The sequence below is a fragment of the Rhodococcus sp. 1168 genome, assembly GCF_002091955.1.
In the GTDB taxonomy this organism is placed as follows: Bacteria; Actinomycetota; Actinomycetes; order Mycobacteriales; family Mycobacteriaceae; genus Rhodococcoides.
Window position 1 is genome coordinate 361,521 of sequence record NZ_MKKY01000091.1, and the last position, 18,119, is coordinate 379,639.

Annotated in this window: 18 protein-coding genes and 1 pseudogene; 13 read left to right on the forward strand and 6 right to left on the reverse strand. The window is 62.5% G+C overall.

From position 1 onward, the window contains the following. Window positions 1–2: 2 nt before the first annotated feature. Window positions 3–1,406: a polysaccharide biosynthesis tyrosine autokinase gene (locus tag BJI47_RS22575; protein ID WP_088945786.1), complete on the forward strand. Its 1,404-nt coding sequence runs from the start codon at window positions 3–5 to the stop codon at window positions 1,404–1,406. Then, the gene (locus tag BJI47_RS22580) at window positions 1,403–2,779 is read left to right on the forward strand and encodes a glycosyl hydrolase family 28-related protein (RefSeq protein WP_088945787.1); all 1,377 of its coding nucleotides are present in this window, start codon (window positions 1,403–1,405) and stop codon (window positions 2,777–2,779) included. Before BJI47_RS22575 ends, BJI47_RS22580 begins: the two co-directional genes overlap by 4 nt. 1 nt (window position 2,780) lies before the next feature. Here the strand turns inward: BJI47_RS22580 and BJI47_RS22585 are convergent, their stop codons facing one another. After that, complete coding sequence (locus tag BJI47_RS22585) at window positions 2,781–3,890, reverse strand: glycosyltransferase (RefSeq protein WP_088945922.1); 1,110 nt, start codon at window positions 3,888–3,890, stop codon at window positions 2,781–2,783. 292 nt (window positions 3,891–4,182) lie between these two features. Between BJI47_RS22585 and BJI47_RS22590 the strand changes: the two genes are divergently transcribed. Further along, a complete protein-coding gene (locus BJI47_RS22590) occupies window positions 4,183–4,881 on the forward strand; it encodes a GNAT family N-acetyltransferase (RefSeq protein ID WP_088945923.1) in 699 nt (232 codons plus the stop codon). Here the strand turns inward: BJI47_RS22590 and BJI47_RS22595 are convergent. Next, the gene (locus BJI47_RS22595) at window positions 4,823–6,238 is read right to left on the reverse strand and encodes a polysaccharide pyruvyl transferase family protein (RefSeq protein ID WP_088945788.1); all 1,416 of its coding nucleotides are present in this window, start codon (window positions 6,236–6,238) and stop codon (window positions 4,823–4,825) included. The genes BJI47_RS22590 and BJI47_RS22595 overlap by 59 nt on opposite strands. A gap of 178 nt (window positions 6,239–6,416) precedes the next feature. Between BJI47_RS22595 and BJI47_RS22600 the strand changes: the two genes are divergently transcribed. The 10 genes and pseudogenes from BJI47_RS22600 to BJI47_RS22635 all read left to right on the forward strand — a co-directional run bounded on the left by BJI47_RS22600 (window position 6,417) and on the right by BJI47_RS22635 (window position 13,168). Next, on the forward strand, window positions 6,417–7,766 hold the full coding sequence (locus BJI47_RS22600; protein WP_088945789.1) for a glutamate-1-semialdehyde 2,1-aminomutase: 1,350 nt from the start codon (window positions 6,417–6,419) through the stop codon (window positions 7,764–7,766). A gap of 187 nt (window positions 7,767–7,953) precedes the next feature. Continuing rightward, window positions 7,954–8,326: pseudogene (locus BJI47_RS24845) on the forward strand (FAD:protein FMN transferase); the annotation flags it as partial. Window positions 8,327–8,350: 24 nt separating this feature from the next. Continuing rightward, on the forward strand, window positions 8,351–8,494 hold the full coding sequence (locus BJI47_RS24850; RefSeq protein WP_254900775.1) for a hypothetical protein: 144 nt from the start codon (window positions 8,351–8,353) through the stop codon (window positions 8,492–8,494). Further along, complete coding sequence (locus tag BJI47_RS22610) at window positions 8,494–9,051, forward strand: ferric reductase-like transmembrane domain-containing protein (RefSeq protein WP_088945790.1); 558 nt, start codon at window positions 8,494–8,496, stop codon at window positions 9,049–9,051. Before BJI47_RS24850 ends, BJI47_RS22610 begins: the two co-directional genes overlap by 1 nt. Further along, on the forward strand, window positions 9,048–9,953 hold the full coding sequence (locus BJI47_RS22615; protein WP_254900752.1) for an NADH-quinone oxidoreductase subunit F: 906 nt from the start codon (window positions 9,048–9,050) through the stop codon (window positions 9,951–9,953). The genes BJI47_RS22610 and BJI47_RS22615 overlap by 4 nt, the downstream gene beginning before the upstream one ends. A gap of 21 nt (window positions 9,954–9,974) precedes the next feature. Beyond that, a complete protein-coding gene (locus tag BJI47_RS24855; RefSeq protein WP_254900772.1) occupies window positions 9,975–10,265 on the forward strand; it encodes an NADH-ubiquinone oxidoreductase-F iron-sulfur binding region domain-containing protein in 291 nt (96 codons plus the stop codon). Next, entirely contained in the window at window positions 10,244–10,498 is a 255-nt protein-coding gene (locus tag BJI47_RS22620) for a ferredoxin (protein ID WP_088945791.1), read from the forward strand. Before BJI47_RS24855 ends, BJI47_RS22620 begins: the two co-directional genes overlap by 22 nt. Before the next feature lie 280 nt (window positions 10,499–10,778). Next, window positions 10,779–11,030, forward strand: coding sequence for an SHOCT domain-containing protein (locus tag BJI47_RS22625; RefSeq protein ID WP_088945792.1), 252 nt, complete (start codon window positions 10,779–10,781; stop codon window positions 11,028–11,030). Window positions 11,031–11,513: 483 nt separating this feature from the next. Continuing rightward, window positions 11,514–12,017 carry a Chromate resistance protein ChrB gene (locus BJI47_RS22630; RefSeq protein ID WP_254900753.1) on the forward strand — a complete coding sequence of 168 codons (504 nt, stop codon included), beginning with the start codon at window positions 11,514–11,516 and terminating at the stop codon, window positions 12,015–12,017. Then, window positions 12,014–13,168 carry an MFS transporter gene (locus BJI47_RS22635; protein WP_254900754.1) on the forward strand — a complete coding sequence of 385 codons (1,155 nt, stop codon included), beginning with the start codon at window positions 12,014–12,016 and terminating at the stop codon, window positions 13,166–13,168. The genes BJI47_RS22630 and BJI47_RS22635 overlap by 4 nt, the downstream gene beginning before the upstream one ends. Window positions 13,169–13,226: 58 nt before the next feature. Here the strand turns inward: BJI47_RS22635 and BJI47_RS22640 are convergent, their stop codons facing one another. The 4 genes from BJI47_RS22640 to BJI47_RS22655 are packed head-to-tail and all read right to left on the reverse strand — an operon-like array spanning window position 13,227 to window position 17,891. Continuing rightward, the gene (locus BJI47_RS22640; protein WP_088945794.1) at window positions 13,227–15,887 is read right to left on the reverse strand and encodes an ABC transporter permease; all 2,661 of its coding nucleotides are present in this window, start codon (window positions 15,885–15,887) and stop codon (window positions 13,227–13,229) included. Further along, window positions 15,884–16,552 carry an ABC transporter ATP-binding protein gene (locus BJI47_RS22645; RefSeq protein ID WP_088945795.1) on the reverse strand — a complete coding sequence of 223 codons (669 nt, stop codon included), beginning with the start codon at window positions 16,550–16,552 and terminating at the stop codon, window positions 15,884–15,886. The genes BJI47_RS22640 and BJI47_RS22645 overlap by 4 nt, the downstream gene beginning before the upstream one ends. Before the next feature lie 35 nt (window positions 16,553–16,587). After that, a complete protein-coding gene (locus BJI47_RS22650) occupies window positions 16,588–17,301 on the reverse strand; it encodes an ABC transporter ATP-binding protein (RefSeq protein WP_088945796.1) in 714 nt (237 codons plus the stop codon). Continuing rightward, window positions 17,298–17,891 carry a hypothetical protein gene (locus BJI47_RS22655; RefSeq protein WP_088945797.1) on the reverse strand — a complete coding sequence of 198 codons (594 nt, stop codon included), beginning with the start codon at window positions 17,889–17,891 and terminating at the stop codon, window positions 17,298–17,300. The genes BJI47_RS22650 and BJI47_RS22655 overlap by 4 nt, the downstream gene beginning before the upstream one ends. Window positions 17,892–18,119: the final 228 nt, after the last annotated feature.

Genomic DNA, 18,119 nt, shown 5'->3' on the forward strand with positions numbered 1-18,119 from the left:
CGATGCGATTGATCGACTTTTGGCACATAGCCCGCAGGCGTTGGATGATCATCGTGGCGTGCACGCTACTTTGCCCACTCGCTATCCTCGGCTACAGCGCTTCCCAGCCGACCACATATCAGTCGTCGAGTCGTCTATACGTGACGATGGCGACCGGAACTTCGGTGAACGATGTCTACCAAGGCGGACTCGCGGCGCAGCAACGCGTCACGTCGTATGTAAACCTGGTCAACAGTTCCAATGTCGCCCAACGAGTCATCGATGCACTGTCGTTGCCGCTCACCGTCGGCGAGTTGCAGAGCAAGATACACGCCTCCTTTCCGCCCGCAACAGCACTTCTCGACATCACCGTCACCGACTCGTCCGCCGAGGGCGCCAAGATGCTGACCGACGCGGTCGTGGCCGAGCTGAGGACTCTGGTCGGTCAACTGGAGACGATACAAGCGGACGCAGCACCTGCCGCGAGGGTTTCCGTAGTCGATCCCGCAGCCGTTCCGACGACGGCCACCGGCCCGAGCACCACACGCCTCCTGGCGCTCGGCCTTCTCGCCGGGCTCGCATTGGGTTGCGTGGCTGCGCTTGTCCGAGACCGTACCGACCGCAGACTCCGTACATCGAACCAGCTCGAGGACGTTGTGACGGTTCCTGTTCTCGCCATCGTCGACGTGGGTGAACCCGGGGCGAACGGCGAGGTGCGTCGACTACGCGCTCGGTTGTCGCGAGCGATGGGTGGCATCCGAGGGACGACCACGATGCTGACGAGTCTCTCGGCGCGTTCACAACCGGACATTACGGTGGACCTGTCGAAGTCATTCGCCGATGCAGGCAGACAGGTCGTGGTCATCGATGCCGACACCTCCGGTCACGGAATCTCCAAATATTCGGGCTTGGAGGCGGATCCGGGCCTGGCTGAATTGCTTCGCACGACGTTGCCGCCGATCGAGGCGCTATCGACCTACTCGATACCCGGAATCAGTGTGCTGTGCCTCGGCTCGGTCGATGAACAAACCTGCGATCTGCTGGCATCCGACCGGTTTGCTGAAATCTTAGGCATCCTCCGAGCCAAGTTCGATCACGTCATCATCGACACCGCTCCGATAGCGACTGCGGCAGGGGCTCTCTCGGTATCCGCCTTCTGCGACGCGACAGTTGCCGTGGTGGAGCTCGGGAACACGACGTCGCCCGAGGTGCTGGGGGCCCTGTCGACGTTCGAGCAGGGCGGTTCCGGGCTGATCGGCGTCGTCGCGGTCTCGAGGAGGCCTTCGCGGTCGTTCAGCAAGGTCTTTCATCGATCGGAATCGAGGCACCGAGCAGCGCATGTGATCGCCGACATCAACGCTGACTCGGTCGTGACCTACGACCGAGAACCTGCCCCCTGCAGTCCTGGCGAACCGGCGAACCGGTGAACGACGATCACGTGTCGCGCCGACGACTGCTAGCGGCTTCACTGGGTGCCGCAGCAGCTCTACCTCTCGCAGCAGCGTGTGCATCGCCTACCGGAAGTCCCGGGAACGGAAATTCCGGCAACGAGTTCGAATCGCCGAACGTTACGGATGCGCCCTCTGCGCGCAACGTCCGAGACTTCGGAGCTGTAGGCGACGGAATAGCTGATGACACAGCGGCGATTGCACGGGCATGCGCCGGTAGCGCCGGCCCCCTGGTCTTGTACATACCCGCTGGCACCTATCGCGTCACGGAATGGCCCCAACTCTCCGACTACGCAACGGTACTCGGCGACGGTCGTGATGCAACTACGATCGAATACGACGGCGACCGCCCACTGATCAATCTCCGTGGCGTACACCGAGTGAGCTTTGCGCGCCTCGACATCTATGTGACAGGAACGAATGGTGCAGCGGTGTCCTTGTCCGGGTGTTTCAGATGCTCGTTCGATTCTGTCGTACTGCGCGGTGGCCACGTCAGTGAGAATTACCCTGAGTTCGCCGAACAGCGTGGGGTGATTCTCGACGAGAACACCGGCGGCACAGCATTTATCAACTGCGACATCGGCAACTTCGGCTACGGACTCACAACCAGTTGCATTCAGAACTACGTTACGTCTTCGAAGTTCGCGAGCAACTACATCGGTGTGCTGGGAACAGGGAATGACCATAATGCGGGATTATCGATGGTCAACGTCGAATTCGTCTCCGACACCGATCCGAACACCACCGACAAACATGTGCTCATCGACGGCGCGGCGAATGATTGGTGGTTCACCAATGTGTGGTTCGAGGGCGCCGACGTCGCAATGTCGGTCGGCGATCTCGATCGCGGTGGACCAGCGCAATTCGGCTTGGTCAATTGCAAGATTGCGGCCATCACGGTCTGCGTGGACTTTGTCTATTGTCGACAACCGTATCTCGCCAACATCCAATTCGATTCCGATACCGACAGTCCAGCAGTCGAATTGCGAATCGATCCCAGAGGGTGCCCAGAGGGCACGGCGGTGAATCTGCTCTCCAGCACCTCATCGGACGTCGATCCAACATCGTTTCCCAAAGGTTGGAATGTAACCGGTCGGGGTCGAATCAGCGGAGCCACATTCGTTGGAACCGTGTCCACAGTCGCAGGGTCGGACAACGCGGACCTATTGCAGGCCCAGGACTCGGAGGGCAGGGTGCTTTCGGCAGTTCTGGCGAACGGGGCCTGGCTCAGCGAACGGCCCGACAGTGGCGTGATCCTCAAAGACTCGGCAAACAAATACTGGCGAATATCGGTATCGACCGATGGCAGCCTCGAGACCTCTCCCCTGGGCGAGCAACGACCGTCCGGTTGAGTCAGGTTCCGGACACCTCATCGACGACCGCTTGCATCTTCCGCCGAAAGGCTTGATGCGAAAACTGTTCGGCGTGTGCACGAATGACGGATTCGTCGTAGTTCGAACCGTCGAACCCCAGCATCGCCGACGCGAACTCCGCGACCAGCTCGCGGTCGGATGCACCTCGAACGAATTGGCCTGTAACGCCCGGAACCACACTATCGAGAACGCCCCCGCTACCGAGCGCGATAACCGGTGTGCCGCAGGCCATTGCTTCCACGGGCACTATTCCGAAATCCTCGACACCCGGCATGAGAAGCGCGCGGGTCCGACGATGCAAGCTCAACAACTGCGTATGCGTCACGCGGCCGAGGAAGGTAACCGTCGGACCCGCAATACTTCGGCAATAGTCGAGGCTACGGCCACCACCGGCAACCACCAGACGCGTTTTTGCGGCGTTCGCTGCCAGAATCGCCACATCCGGCCGCTTGTACGGCACCAATCTTCCGGCGAGCAAGAAGAAGTCTTTCCGCACGATATCCAGGTCGGGTGTGAATGCCTCGGTGTCCACGGGCGGGTGCACCACGGCCGCTTCACGATTCCAACACTGCTCGATGCGCTGCTTGACCATAGTCGAATTCGCCACCAAGCGACTCAGCCTCGGGGCGGCAGCGATCTCAGCTCGACGGGCAGATGAAGCCAGCATTGTCAGGGCCGCTGCACCCACCCTTCCGCCGGCTTCTCCTCGACGTAGTGACGCGTTCCATGCCCAACGTGCGGGGCTGTGAACATACGCAATGGTGGAAGCCGAAGTCGCGAAGGCTGCTTGGGTGGCGAAGGCATGATGGCTGATGATCACCACTTCCGCGTCGCCGAAGTCGATCCGCCGAAAGTAGCTTGGCATCAAGGGCATCAAGGGAGCGTACGAGCGCTCACCACAGCAACGGTACAACCGGTTGAGAAGCGCGGTTTCCGGCGTCGTTCGCAGTCCCGAGGGGATTCCGCAAGCGCGCACGATCGGAACGTGTACGCGGGCTTGCGGCCATTGTTTCGATAATTGTTCGACAACCTTCTCCGAACCGGCCACTTCAGTGAATCGTTCGTGAACCAACGCGATACGCGGCGTCATCGTCGCGCACCGAAAACGCCGGTGCGGCAGCAGATGAGTGACGTTTCCCTCCGCCACGATCTTGTACACCGTGTGCATGGACCGACAGTCAGAAACACGCCGCCCATCCCTCTCGATTGTCGTTCCCGACCATCACGGAGAACGTTACCCGCACGCCTTCCCCGCTGGGTAGACTATGTTCCCGTTGCGGGTGGCATCGGGCTTCGAGTTCGGTGTCGATATATGACTGCACTCGCTGTCCGAGGTGCAGCACCACCTGCGCATTCCGACCCTTGCGGCCAGAGGTGAGAGTATGAAGCGCTACCGTCCACTGGTTGTGCTCGGCGCCGTCTGCAAGTTCTATTCGCGGCCGATCAGGCATTGGGCCGAGTCTCGTGGGGGCCGCGGACCGAACTTTCGACTCGGTCCGCTCACTCTGCCGGGCCATCGGCTGATTCTTCGGTCCCCGCGACTGGCGGACGCTTCGGCATGGCGGTTTCTCCGATTGCGCGATCAGCAGTCGATAGAGCCATTCTGGGTGTCATCGACTCGCCCCTGGGCGGAACGCCATACAGAGGGCGCATGGGTGGACGACTTGCTGTATATGCGCAAAGAGGCTCGTGCAGGTCGCGCCCTTCCTCTGGTCATCGAAGTCGACGGTAGATTCGTCGGCCAACTGAACCTCGATCACATCGACAGGTGTGCAAAGAATGCCGAGATGGGGATCTGGCTCGACTCGGAGTGCAGAAATTTGGGCATCGCCACCACCGCCGGCAACCTGCTCTTCGACTACGTGTTCAATACCCTCGGACTGCGCAGAGTCACCGCGCCCGTGTGTGTCGACAATCGGCGTGCGGAGCACAGCGCGAAGCAGTTCGGGTTTCGCCGCGAGGGCACGATGGTGAGCTACCTCGATGTCGGCGGGCAGCGCAAGGATCACGACCTATATGCGATCACTTCGGAAATGTGGGCGGTTCGATCGGGCGGGGGTTCGTTTGCCTCGACACAGTAGCCTCGTGCTCGACCAACTCGGCAGCACGGGCGAATGCAAGACGGCTCGCGTCGATTTGTTCGAGGGCACGAGCGAGCAACACCGACCTCGTCTCGGAAGCAGTGTCCCAGGCATTGCGCATTGCCAGAGGCAATCGATCGGCGACGTCGTCCCGGTCGAGCCTCACGACGTCGATCCCGCTGTCGAACATCGAACCCAAACCACCGAACTTGTCGTCGTAATACTGCGAAGTCGACAGCGCAACCACGGGAATTCCTTGCGACAGAGCGAATACCGCTGTGTGATAGGCGCCCGTGACGACTATTCTGCATCTACCGACCTCACGCGCCAGTGCGCGGGCCCGGGTGAAACGCCCGAGTGGGCGTGCCACCGCAGGGAAACCGGCAAGGAGGGGAAGAGTCGATCGGCGATCTTCCGAGTCGTGCTCGGAGACAATGAGGGGCACCAACTTGGCGCCTGTCTCGGCGGCCACCCCACGAGCAATGCGTCCCACTGAGTCCTGCACCGAGGAGCCGACCGGCGCATAATCCGCAACTCGCAAGCACACGCCGATGTCTGTCCCGAGTTCTTCTCTCCGCAGGCAATAAGCAAGTTCGACTGCGTCGTCACCTGTCACCACGATTCGCTCGGACCGTACACCGAGCGAGCGTAGGAGGTCCGGACCCCGTCGGTCCTCGCGAACCGCGATGAAGTCGACCTTGGGTAGCACCGCAGCCGCTCGTTCGATCAGTTCGGGGTCACGTATCGGACCTATCCCCTGTCCCAACATCACCGCAGGGATCCGATGGGTTACTGCGTATTCGAGGAGATCCAAGGTGCGCATGGTCTGAAACTTGTCGACGTCGGCCAGATAACCGCCGCCGATCGCGATCACCAAAGAAGCGTCGGCCACCGCATTCGGTAGCAGACCACCATCGCGGCTCAACGCCACTCGGGCGGGGTTTTTCGTAGTCGAGGACGACTCACCCGCTTTGGGCTTCGTTGCACGCACTGGCGCGACCGCGGTCCGCACCAATCTCTCGATACGCGTCATCGCGGCGACACAAACACGCAAGACGGGCCCAGCCACCGTCGGTCCGAAAAACCCGGGAACTCGACCCAGTCGATTCCAGCTCGACCAATCACCACCCGTCGAATAGCTGACGGGTTCTGCAGCGGGCTCGAACGCCCTGAGGAGAGACGGCCTGTTGGTAAGAACGCCGATCCGTGCAGAAGGCCACCGCTGCGCGATTCTACGAATTGTGATGTCGAGAATCGCTAGGTCGCCCTTGTTGCCGAGCCAGTACTCACCGTTCTCCAATAGAATGCGGAACTCGCGCTTGTCCACTGTCATCGAAGGAGCCTCGCTACTCGCCATGGCAACAGCTCCTTGGACTTCCGACGACTCGACTCGAAGATACCGCAGCTCTCGCTCGACCGCCGCGGTTCGAGCCCAGAAACCATGCTCCCCACTGGGACTTCACCGGTTCACCACTGGGATCGGTATCGCTGGTGCCAGAATAGGAACGAACACCCCTCGAGCTTGGAGCTCGGCCATGACCTATCCCACCGCGGGCGCACCTCGATCGTTCGATCGCTCCGACACGATGCAGTCGCGTCTACACCACTTGGTTCCCGGCGGCGCCCACACGTATTCCCGTGGTGCCGATCAGTATCCCGAGCACATGGCTCCGATTCTGGTGGGCGGATCCGGTGCTCGGGTGTGGGACGTCGACGGGAACAGTTTCGTCGAATACGGCATGGGTCTGAGATCGGTGACCCTGGGCCACGGGTACAGACCTGTCGTCGATGCGGTGTCCGCCACCATTGCCAACGGCACCAATTTCAGTCGGCCGACCGAATTGGAGCTGCAGGCAGCCGAAGACTTCCTCGAACTCGTTCCAGGGGCCGACATGGTCAAGTTCGCCAAGAACGGATCCGACACGACGACAGCGGCAGTGAGACTTGCACGCGCCGTCACAGGCCGCACCGTGGTTGCGGTCTGCGATCAGCCGTTCTTCTCCGTGGACGATTGGTTCATCGGCACCACTCCCATGAATGCTGGGATCCCCACCGAGCACGTGAACTCGACCGTCCGATTCCAGTTCAACGACCTCGAGTCCCTCTCTCGTGTGTTGACCCTGCATCGCGTTGCGTGTGTCGTGCTCGAGGCGGCAACGGCCACAGCCGAACCAGTTCCCGGATTCCTCGAGGGGGTTCGTCGCCTCTGCGACAACCACGGTGCGTTGTTGATTTTCGATGAGATGATTACCGGATTCCGGTGGTCGGAGCACGGTGCGCAGTCCGTCTACGGGGTCCGTCCCGATCTCTCGTGCTGGGGAAAAGCAATGGGAAACGGATTTCCAGTAGCGGCTCTCGCGGGGCGGCGGGAGTTCATGGAACTCGGCGGACTCAGAACAGACGAGGATCGTGTGTTCCTACTGTCCACTACCCATGGTCCCGAAACCGGTGCGTTGGCAGCATTCCGCGCTGTCGTCCGCGCCTATGCCGACGAGGATCCGATCGGACGGATGGAGCGCGCCGGCCGAAGGCTCGCCGACGGTGTCACTGCCGCCGCCGAGGAACTGGAATTGGGCAGGTACTTCCAAGTGTCGGGTAGGCCGTCGTGCCTGGTTTTCGTGACCCGTGGCCCCGACCTCGAGCGCTCCCAGGAATACCGAACCCTGTTTCTGCAAGAAATTCTTTCCCACGGGGTGCTTGCCCAGTCTTTCGTGACATCGGCGGCCCACACGGACGCCGATATCGACCGCACTGTCGAAGCGACGCGGTCGGCACTGAGGGTGTATCGCAAGGCAATCGACTCGAGGAGCGTCGCGGGTTATCTCAGGGGACGACCGGTGGCACCGGCCTTACGATCAGGCGCCTCCCCCAGGCGAATCGACTGATTGCGGTAGCGGAATGCGCGTTCACCACGACACTCCAGTGACGGGATGTGGTGTCAGGCAGCGCAAGAAATGCGTTCGACGATGGCTACTCTGCACCACCGACCGCGCCGCGAACACACACTCCGCTGACCCTCCGGTTACCTTCGTGCGCCGCGCGAACTGGTCGAGCGTGTCACTTCACGACGGGATGCTGAATTTGCCCGTGGGAGTAATACTTGACTTGGGAGCGACCGCCAAGGCACTCGCTGCTGATCGCTGCGCCGAACTCGTAGCTTCCACGCTCGGCTGCGGTGTGTTGATCTCTCTCGGCGGTGATATCTCGACCAGCGGACCCGCCCCCGAGGGGGGGCTGGCAGATTCGAGTACGCGATGGCGAGGATGAGCCGTCGACGACGATCTCGATCGGATCCGGCGTCGGGGTAGCGACTTCGAGCACCCTGCGACGGCAGTGGGCGCACGGGGGACAGAGGATGCACCACATTCTCGACCCGCATCTACTGCAACCAATCGAACCCTACTGGTGCACAGTCACAGTCGCAGCTACTAGTTGTCTACTTGCCAATACGGCGAGCACAGCGAGCATCGTGAAAGGCCCCCAGGCTACCGAGTGGCTCGAGCGGATCGGGCTTCCTGCCCGTCTCATCGATGCCAATCGGAACACCATTCTTACATCGCAGTGGCCGGTCGGTATCGCTCCGCCCACCGAGTCGACGCCCGAGGAGAACTGATGGATCAAGCGTTCTGGGCGTTCGGACGTGGCGCTGGCGTCGCGGCGTTGGTGATACTCACTCTCGCTGTGGCTTCGGGTATCGTCACGCGGTCGGGTCGCCCTTTGTTGTCCCTTACCAGATTCGGCGTCGCGGAACTACACAAGAGCACCTCATTGCTCGGATCACTGTTGATCATGCTTCACCTCACGTCGTTGTTTTTCGACCCCTACGCGCAGCTCGACATCACCGACTCGCTTGTCCCTTTTCTCGGTCGATACCGACCGTTCTGGCTTGGACTCGGCACTCTGGCGGTGGATCTGGTCATTTTGATCATGATCACGGTAATGCTCCGACACAGATTGGCACACAGGCTCTTCCGGGTAGTCCATTGGAGTTCGTATGCACTCTGGCCGATCGCATTCGCCCATGCCCTCGGGAACGGAACCGACGTGGGGCACACGTGGTTCCTTGTAATCGCTGCACTGTGCGCGGCACTTGTCGCGGCCACCGTGGCATTCCGGCTACGCCACGACTTTCTCGAACTTCATCACACGAGAGCAGGAGCACAGCGGTGATCGCAGCGTCGAGCACAATACCCCTCCTCTCGGGTGCACGGTTCGACCTCGAACGTCACGCCCAACTCTTCGGGCCACTCCCCCACGCCGACCACTCGGTGATCGCTTCGGTGGGTAGTGCCGGACTCACCGGCCGTGGTGGAGCGGCATTCCCCGCCGGCAGGAAAATGGATTCGCTCCGCGGCCGCCGAGCTGTCGTGATCGCAAACGGCTCCGAGGGTGAACCGTTGAGCAGTAAAGATGCTGTGCTGCTTAGCGATTCGCCGCATCTCGTCCTGGACGGGCTGTCCATAGCGGGTGCCGCTATCGAGGCCACGGACAGCTATCTCGTCGTACCAGAAGGACGCGCCGAGCAACTTCGACGAGCCGTTCTCGAACGTCGAAAGAGCGGCTGGGACACAACCGCCGCCCACATCGTCGTGTCTACTGCAGGATTCGTATCCGGGGAAAAGTCCGCGGTGATCGCAGCTGCGGAAGGCCGGCGGCCGGTCCCGAAGTACTCACCGACATCATCGTCGGTATCCGGGCTGAAAGGTCGACCGACGCTCGTGCACAACGTCGAGACGTTGGCACACATCGCCACTATCGCCAGATTCGGAGTCGACTGGTTCCGATCGTCCGGCCTGGCCGGCGAGCCTGGGACGATGCTAGTGACGTTGTCCGGTGCCGTGAACCGGCCCGGAGTGGTCGAAGTTTCGATGGGAATCCCGATCGGAACGCTGCTGGCCGACATCGGCCGGACGGACCTACGGCGAGTACGCGCAGTTCTGATCGGCGGATATCACGGGAATTGGCTGAACAGCAACGAGTTCGCCGGTCGCTCGCTGTCGAGGGCCTCACTGGCACCGTTGGGAGCGGGCCCCGGTGCAGGGGTCGTGCATGCACTCTCGGTCGAGACCTGAGGTCTGCGCGCAACGGGTGATATCGTCCGATACCTGGCGAGCGAGAGCACCCTTCAATGCGGCCCGTGCTTCAACGGACTACCCCGTCTTGCCGAGGCTTTCCACGAACTCGCATACGGCAATGCGGCCGAACGCACCTGCAACGAGATCCGTCGGTACGCGGGGTTGGTCGAGGGCCGAGGAGCTTGCCACCACCCCGACGGAACCGCACGCCTCGTCAGATCGGCATTGACAGCCTTTGCTCACGACGTCGAATTGCACAGAACAGGCCACTGCGAAGCCGCACCCTCATGCGTCCGGAGCCAACGGTGAGGGCCGACCGAACAACCGACAACAGACTGCTCATCCACTGGTCGCGATGCGACGGGCGAGGTCTGTGCACCGAACTGCTCCCGGAGATCCTGACGCGCGACGAATGGGGATACCCCATGGGGAACACTCCCGATCTGCTGGTCCCAGTGGAGTCACTCGACAATGCACGCAAGGCCGTCGAGCTATGCCCTCGAATGGCGCTGATGCTTCGCCCGCACAGACGATCTACATAACGCCACTCCGCTGACGATCGTCGCCGGCGGTCTGGGCCTTCGAAAAATAAGTCCGTTCGAAGACGCAGACATGACGACCAGCATTCTCGGGAACACATTAACGCGGTTGGCCGAACAGTTAGTTCAGCCGGTGCCCAATTATTCTGCGGAATAGGACGAAGGACCCTATCCTTGCGCGCTGACGTGCACCGATACTCAAATTGCCGCCTTCTGAAATGGCCTCCGGTGGCATTGAGGTCAGCCGCTGGCCGATCCACCGACAGTCCGAGGAGCAGTCGAAATGATGTACTGGTATGGCAACGATCCCACTGGGTGGGGTTACGCGTTGATGATCATCGGGATGGTGGTGTTCTGGGGTGTACTGATCACCGGAGTCCTCCTGCTACTCCGATCGCAGGGGGCGCGTGGATCCCAGCAGACGCATCCCCCCGTGCTGTACACCGCTGAGCAGTTGCTGGCTGAGCGGTTTGCCCGTGGTGAGATCGACGAGGATGACTACCGCGCACGGCTCACCACTCTGCGCCAACAGTAGAAAAGTCCATGAACTGCATGACGCATACCCATGGGGGGTGTGCTCGATCAGCCGGAGCCAAGTTGTGGCCGCGCTCGACGAGGCCGGTGACTACTGTTCGGCCTCCGACTGATCGAGCCGTGTACTGAAACATGAAGGCACCTATGGGGCGTGTTGAGTCTGGGGCGTTCCGAGTCTTTCCGCGGCAGGCGTCGGCGCTGAATATGCGCTACCCATGCGAGCACAGTCGACCGCCCCACGGAGACCGCTTGGAACCGGTGGCCCCACCGACGTGGCGCGGGACCACCAGTTCGATCGCACCGTGCTCGGCCACCTCACAGTTGCCATCACCGATCGCCGGTCGTTGACAAAGGAGCGACAAGTAACCAGAGTGCGTCATACGAATGTAACGGCTGATACATTGTCCGGGTGCGTGATAAGGAAGTTCCTACCCTCTGGCGAATAGTCTTGACCCAGATTCCGGCCGAACCATCGCGACACCGTGTGGCGGTATGGCGCGAACTTCGTAAAATCGGCGCATTGTCGATCGGCCAGGGCACTTGGGCTGTACCGAACGTGCCCGCATTCTCCGCCGGGATCGACCGCGCCACCGCTCTGGTCGAACGGGCCGGAGGTGAGATCATCTTCCTTCACGCGACCGGTGCCACCACCGAGGACGGTACCCGGTTCGAGGCGATGTTCACCGCTGCACGCGAGGATGACTGGAACGAATTCCTTTCCGACTGCGCCAAATACAAGGCTGAACTCGACAAGGAAATCAGGATTCGCAAGTTCACCTTGGCCGAACTCGAAGAAGAAGATCAGAGCCTCGACCGATTGCGCCGTTGGCATCGTGATCTCAAAGCACGGGATGTGTTCGGCACGAACAACTCCGACCGCGCCACGGAAGAATTGCAAGAATGTGGGCAGCGATTCGAGGACTACTCCGAACGCGTGATCGCCGCCCTGCACGATCCCGAATCCATCGACAACAACCACCATGCATGAACAATGAGACCGCCGTGGAACGCTGGCGCATGTGGCCCCTCTACGCGGCAGGTTTCACGACGGCATTCGGCGCCCATGCCGTCGCAGCGAATCTCGTCTTCGACCTCGACAACCTCGCCGACTCTCTTCTGTACCTCGGTCTACTCCTTGCCCTCTACGACGGCGCCGAAGTGCTCCTCAAGCCGGTTTTCGGGACACTCGCCGACAAGGTCGGCGCCAAACCTGTTCTCCTCGGCGGTTTGATCGGGTTCGCCGCAGCCTCACTCTTGTTCGTCCTCGTCGCCGACACGAACTGGTTATGGCTCGCACGCCTGGGGCAGGGTGCAGCGGCGTCGGCATTCTCCCCGGCAGCGAGCTCCCTGGTAGCGCGCCTGAACCCGAAAGCCAAGCGCGGAAAAGGTTTCGGAACCTACGGCTTCTACAAGAGCCTCGGCTACACCGCCGGCCCATTACTGGGCGGCGCAATAGTGTGGTTAGGCGATCTGGCACTGCTGTTCGCCGTGACCACCGTCCTCGCGGCCGTTGTCGCGATCTGGGCTCGAGCAGTCGTGCCGGCACTGCCTGCGCTTCCTCGTCAACGCCAAACAGTCGTTGATCTCGCCCGCCGTTTGAGCGACTCCCATTTCCTGCGGCCCACCATTGCGCTCGCTGCTGCAACCGCAGCTCTGTCAGTCGGAGTCGGATTTCTCCCGGTCTCCGGCGCCACCGCCGGCCTGGGGTCCATCGAGACAGGAGCAGCGGTGTCAGTACTGGCGTTGTGCGCTGCACTGACGCAACCACGTGCAGGCCGCGCCCTCGACAGTGGCACGATCTCCGCTACGGCAGGGATAACCGCCGGGCTGGGCTTGACTGCTCTCGGGCTAGCCGCCGCGATGCTTCCCGGACTGGCCGGCCTCCTCGGTGCGGGCATCGCCATCGGAATCGGTACCGGGATCATCACTCCCATAGCGTTCGCCTCGCTCGCCGCCTCGACTCCCGAAGAACGCATGGGCCAGACCATGGGTGCCGCTGAGCTAGGCCGTGAACTAGGCGACGCCGGCGGCCCACTCCTCGTCGCCGGGGTCGCGGCCGGCGCGACCCTCACCGCAGGTTTCGGCGCACTCGCAGCGCTGGTTCTGCTCGTCGGTGTTTCAACCGCTCGAAGGCGATAGTCCGCATCCAGTCGCAATCTGGTGGATCCCCGGCGTCGAATCGGTGTTCGCGTTGCAATCACAGCTCACGCAGGACAGTGATCGCCGGACGACGTGCACCTCGTATGGTTGCGGCGCTGACCACGGCGAGCGCGAAGATGCTGAGGCCGCCGACTCCGGTCACATAAATCCACGGGACAGTAATCGAGGCCGGTGGTGGGTCGAAGACACCGGTGAGGACCTCGATCAGCATGACGGACAAAGCGGCGCCGGTAACTGCACCGGCGAGGAGTCCCAAACAGGTGAGGATGACGGCTTCACCGAGGATGAACGCGCGCAGATGGCGTCCTGAGCCACCCAACGCGGTCAGGATGGCAAAGGTGCGGCGGCGCTCGGCCAAACCGAGCGCGAACACGAGTCCCCCCGCACTCACGGCGAGGACAAGCGCGAACACGAGTTCGACGCGAGTGAGTCCGGCAAGATCGACGGAGGTCAGGCTGGACCCGACCGTGTTGCGCATTGTGCCGATATCGGTGACGGTGGCGCCAGTTCCGACGAGCGCTCTGGTGCGTGCAGCCACTGCGCCGACATCGCGGCCGCCCGTGTCGAGAAGGAACGCACCGACTGCGTCAGTGCCGGTCTGCGCAGCGATAAAAGTGGAATTGGCGACAAAAAAGCTGTCTTTCGGTGCGGTCGGAAATTCGCTGACAACTCCGACGTAGCGGAAGGCAACGTTTTTCGGTTGATGGGTGATGGCGTCGGTAAGCCGCAGGGTGAGCGGATCACCGAGGTTGAGTTGATAGTCCTTGACCGTTTCAGTGGAAACAAGGACGGAGTCCGGCTTTGCGGCGAGAGTCGCCATCGCATCGACGGCAGTACTGCCGGGAAAGTACGAGTCTTGCAGTGCCGTCGCGCGGGTGATGGTGGCTGGGTTGACACCGTAGAGGTCCTGAAGGTCGGTCCCGACGTAGGCGAAACGGTGCTGTATTGGTTCGACCGTCCGCACGCCGACCACGCCCGCCAGTTGCGCAGCGTCGACCGGGACGGCGTTGCTATCAGGGACAACTGTGACGGTGACGTCCGCACCGTTGGTCAGATGCGCGTCGACTTCGGCTTGCTGACGATAGGTGGCATTGAAAGAAGAGGTGGACACTGCGAACGCGATAGCAAGGGCGAGCAGCACGATGGCACGAACCAGTGGTCTCCGTCGCCGCGACATTGCATTTGCCACTGTCTCGTCCAGACGCCCTGCGATCGGGCGAAGCAGACGGGCGAGAATTCTTCGCCCCGGCCCCAAGAACAGGTCGCCGAGTCGCCAAATCAGCAATGCTGCCCCGCTCCACAGCAGCGCGGGGCCTACAAAGGCCCAGTAGGACACCGAAATGGTCGAGACCCCTTCGGGTGCGACGACGAGTTGGTAACCCTGGCCGCTCGTCGCGGTGAATACGAGCCCAGCCGCGATGAGCAGGGCCGCGTCGAATCCATACCGTGCCCAGGTCGGGTACCGAAGCCTGCCGATCACGGCACGCCCAGAGGCGACGGTGGTTGCACGAAGATCTCGCCGCGCCGGCAACAGGACGGTCGCGGCCGCGATAGAAACCCCAACCACGGCAGGGCCGAGCGAGGAGATCAGCGCGGTTGTACTGGTGGCCCCGAAACGCGTGACCCCGAAGGCGAGATACCCGGCCAGTGTTGCACCGAACAACCCCACGACGGAGCCGACGACTCCGATGAAGATCGCTTCTGCAGCGGCGAGCCGCAGTAGCTGTCGGGCTGACGCTCCGCGGGCGCGCAGAAGCGCTTGCTCAGCGCGTCGGCGGCCCGCGCCAGCGGCGGCGACTGTCGCGGTGACCATCGCCGCCAAGACTGCTCCGGGGACCCCGAGGAACAGGAACAACACCCGGGCGTATGCCGCATCGGCGCGGGCCGCGTCCAGCACGGTACCGAGGTTGTCGCCGACCACTGCTCCGCCGACGCTACGCGCCTGCAGGTTGTGCGCTGCGCCGGTCACAGTCGTATAAGCGCTGGCGGGGTCTGCCGGTAACTCGTGTTCCCGCAGTACGTGCACCTGAGTGGCGACCTGATCCGGCCTGGCCTCGGCGAGCGGGTCGAACACCTGGTGCCACTGGGTCTGCGGCAACAGCAACACGTTATCCGGTGGTGCAACGGGTTGCGCGGTGGCGGGGCTGCCGATCTTCTGAAAAAGCGAGTTCGCCTGGGGGAGATCGACCACGCCCGCGATGGTGACGGTTGCTGGGGGCAGACCTACGCGGCCGATTGCGATCGTGTCGCCTTGGGTGGCGTGCAAGTTCGCGGCGGTCTGTTGCGCAAGCAGCACTCCGGTGTCGGCTCCGATCAGCGAGCGGATCTCGCCGGGAAACAGACTCCGATAGTCGGTGGGCAAGCCGAGGACTACCCCGGGCCCGGTTTTTTGAGTGCTGGCCCCGGTGGTCGTAGTCAGGCCGGTCGTTTGCGCGTAGCCGACCTGCACACCAGCGCGCACTCCGGGGCTCGTGTCGACCAGTTGCGTTATCGCCGCGGGGTCGGCGCCAGGCGTCACCTGGACCTGCCAGTCGACGGACACCCCGCGGACAGCGCGGTCCGTCATTGTGGCCTGGGCACTGCTCAGGAACGAGCCGAGGCTGGCGAGCAGCGCTACAGCCACTGCCACTCCGCACGCCGTAGCGAGCAGGCGGGCGGGACGTCGACGGAGCAGACCGCGCAGCCAGCGAAGCATCATCGTGGCTCGCTAGCGGATACCGGCTGGAGGTCGAGCAGGGTGCCATCGCGCATCGTCCATCGGGTCGCCAGTCGCTTCGCGATTTCCGGGTCGTGGGTGGATACGACCAACGCCGCGCCCAGTTCGTCGGCGGTCTGCAGCATCACATCGAGCACCATCGCGGCGGTCTGGTGATCGAGTTGACCGGTCGGTTCGTCAGCCAATATCAAGCGCGGTGCCGCTGCCAGCACGCGGGCGACCGCAACACGTTGAGCCTGCCCACCGGAGAGTTCCTCGGGCAGGCTGGTGGCAAGGTCGCCGATCCCCAGCCGGTCCAACGCGACCCTGGAGCGTTGGGCCGCGTCGGATCGGGTGGTGTCGCCCAGCAGCATCGGAAGCGCAACGTTCTCGGACACGGTCAGTGCGGGGACCAGACTCGGGCCCTGGAAAACCACACCGATTCGGCCCGGCCGAGCCAATGGATGACCGTCGAGGCCAGGCCACGTCACGGTGCCGGACGAGCTCGATTCCAAGCCCGCCATCACATGTAGCAACGTCGACTTTCCTGACCCCGACGGCCCGGTCACCGCGATCCGGGCGGCCGGCCACACTGTGCAGGTAACTTCGGCGAGCGTATTCTTTGCGGTGCGGCCAACACCGAACGTACGAGTGAGGTTCTGGCACATCACTAATGGCGATCCTGTGTCGATAGCCGATGGGTTCACGATGTGACCAGTCCGTCGGAGAGCCGGATGAGCCGATGTGCTGTCTCCGCGACGGCTGGGCTGTGGCTGGCTACGAGGATCGCGGCCCCGCGCTCGGCGTACTCGGTGAGGATCTCGAGCACAGCTGATTCGTTGTCGCTGTCGAGTTCACCGGTGGGTTCGTCGGCCAGGATCACATCGGGATCGTTGGCCAGCGCCACGGCAAGTCCAGCGCGGGAGAGTTCGCCGCCCGATAGCTCACTCGGATACGCGCTGCCGCGAGCGACTATCCGCAGCGACTGCAGCAGTTCCGCGACCGGAATCCGATTTCGGCGTCCGACAAGCTGTTGAACCAGCCGAATATTGTCACTGACGGTCAAGTGCGCCAGCAGGTTTCCACTCTGAAACAGCAGCCCGATGTGTCGGGCACGCAGCCGGGCCCGAACTTGTTCGGATTGGTGGCTCACCCTTCGCCCACCGATCCGCACTGTGCCTCCATCAGGCTCGTCGAGACCCGCCAGACACGAGAGCAGGGTCGATTTTCCGGACCCGGAAGGGCCGACGACCGCAACTAGTTCACCGCCCCGAAGCTGCAGCGAGACTCCTCGCAACGCGAGGACCTCCTCGTCGCCCGAGCGGTAGAAGCGGTACAGCGACGATGCCTGCAGGGCGGCCGGCTGCTCGCCGACGGGCTCGACAGGGTTGCTGTGGTCCGAGTCGACCACGCTCATGGCAACCAGGCAAACGAATCGGTGACCGTGCGCCAAGGATCGACATTGTCCGAACCGTCCGGCGCGGCCAAGGTGAGCACAACATCTCGGCCGGATTCAAAGAACTCGTACTGCTCGACAGCCTCGGTCACCGATTTGCCGGTCACCGCACTCGGCGCCGACTGGTCTTGATAAGTGATCAGCATCACCGACCCGGACTTACGGTCCACCGACTTGACATCGCCGGGTGTGTATCCGGGAGTATTTGCCGCCAGCGCAGGCAACTCGGTCGACCGGGCTGACTCCACACTGGGGGCAACCGCAACGTTTTCGCGGGATGAGATGGTGATCGAATTGAATTTGTCGCTGAACTTCACACCCTTAGGCGTATCAGTTTTGGCCCAGCCCTCCGGAATACTCATCGTGAACGAATCGTCCGGTGCGGTGTAGGGCACAAATGCCTGGTTGTCGGGTATATCTCCGGCGGGGTTGACTTCACTCGTCGGAGCCGCTGCCGTTGATCCGCCAACCGTCGGTGTGGGGTTGGTGCTGCAGGCGGTGAGAACGGCCGCAGCGAGCGCGACCCCGATCGCGTATCGCGTATCGATCATTGTTGCGCTCCTCTTTGAGTAGACCCGCCTGGATCAGCCAAATCTTCCTGACCGCGATTTTGCTCGTGTGTAGCTGTGCAAACGCTGAAAGGCGTAGTGCGCGCTATGCGCTTGACTCGAAGCGTCGACGGAACCGGGCTGGGCCCCTCGTTGCGAGGACCTCGGCGGCACCTGGGTGGCGGGTCGACGACGCCGCGCTCGACGACGTCGTACTCGCCCACATCACCG

Coding starts and splice junctions, on each gene's coding strand:
- BJI47_RS22575 (WP_088945786.1), top strand. CDS start 3: ATGCGATTGATCGACTTTTGGCACATAGCCCGCAGGCGTTGGATGATC.
- BJI47_RS22585 (WP_088945922.1), bottom strand. CDS start 3,890: ATGACGCCGCGTATCGCGTTGGTTCACGAACGATTCACTGAAGTGGCC.
- BJI47_RS22590 (WP_088945923.1), top strand. CDS start 4,183: ATGAAGCGCTACCGTCCACTGGTTGTGCTCGGCGCCGTCTGCAAGTTC.
- BJI47_RS22595 (WP_088945788.1), bottom strand. CDS start 6,238: ATGGCGAGTAGCGAGGCTCCTTCGATGACAGTGGACAAGCGCGAGTTC.
- BJI47_RS22600 (WP_088945789.1), top strand. CDS start 6,417: ATGACCTATCCCACCGCGGGCGCACCTCGATCGTTCGATCGCTCCGAC.
- BJI47_RS22610 (WP_088945790.1), top strand. CDS start 8,494: ATGGATCAAGCGTTCTGGGCGTTCGGACGTGGCGCTGGCGTCGCGGCG.
- BJI47_RS22620 (WP_088945791.1), top strand. CDS start 10,244: ATGCGTCCGGAGCCAACGGTGAGGGCCGACCGAACAACCGACAACAGA.
- BJI47_RS22625 (WP_088945792.1), top strand. CDS start 10,779: ATGATGTACTGGTATGGCAACGATCCCACTGGGTGGGGTTACGCGTTG.
- BJI47_RS22635 (WP_254900754.1), top strand. CDS start 12,014: ATGAACAATGAGACCGCCGTGGAACGCTGGCGCATGTGGCCCCTCTAC.
- BJI47_RS22640 (WP_088945794.1), bottom strand. CDS start 15,887: ATGATGCTTCGCTGGCTGCGCGGTCTGCTCCGTCGACGTCCCGCCCGC.
- BJI47_RS22645 (WP_088945795.1), bottom strand. CDS start 16,552: ATGTGCCAGAACCTCACTCGTACGTTCGGTGTTGGCCGCACCGCAAAG.
- BJI47_RS22650 (WP_088945796.1), bottom strand. CDS start 17,301: ATGAGCGTGGTCGACTCGGACCACAGCAACCCTGTCGAGCCCGTCGGC.
- BJI47_RS22655 (WP_088945797.1), bottom strand. CDS start 17,891: ATGATCGATACGCGATACGCGATCGGGGTCGCGCTCGCTGCGGCCGTT.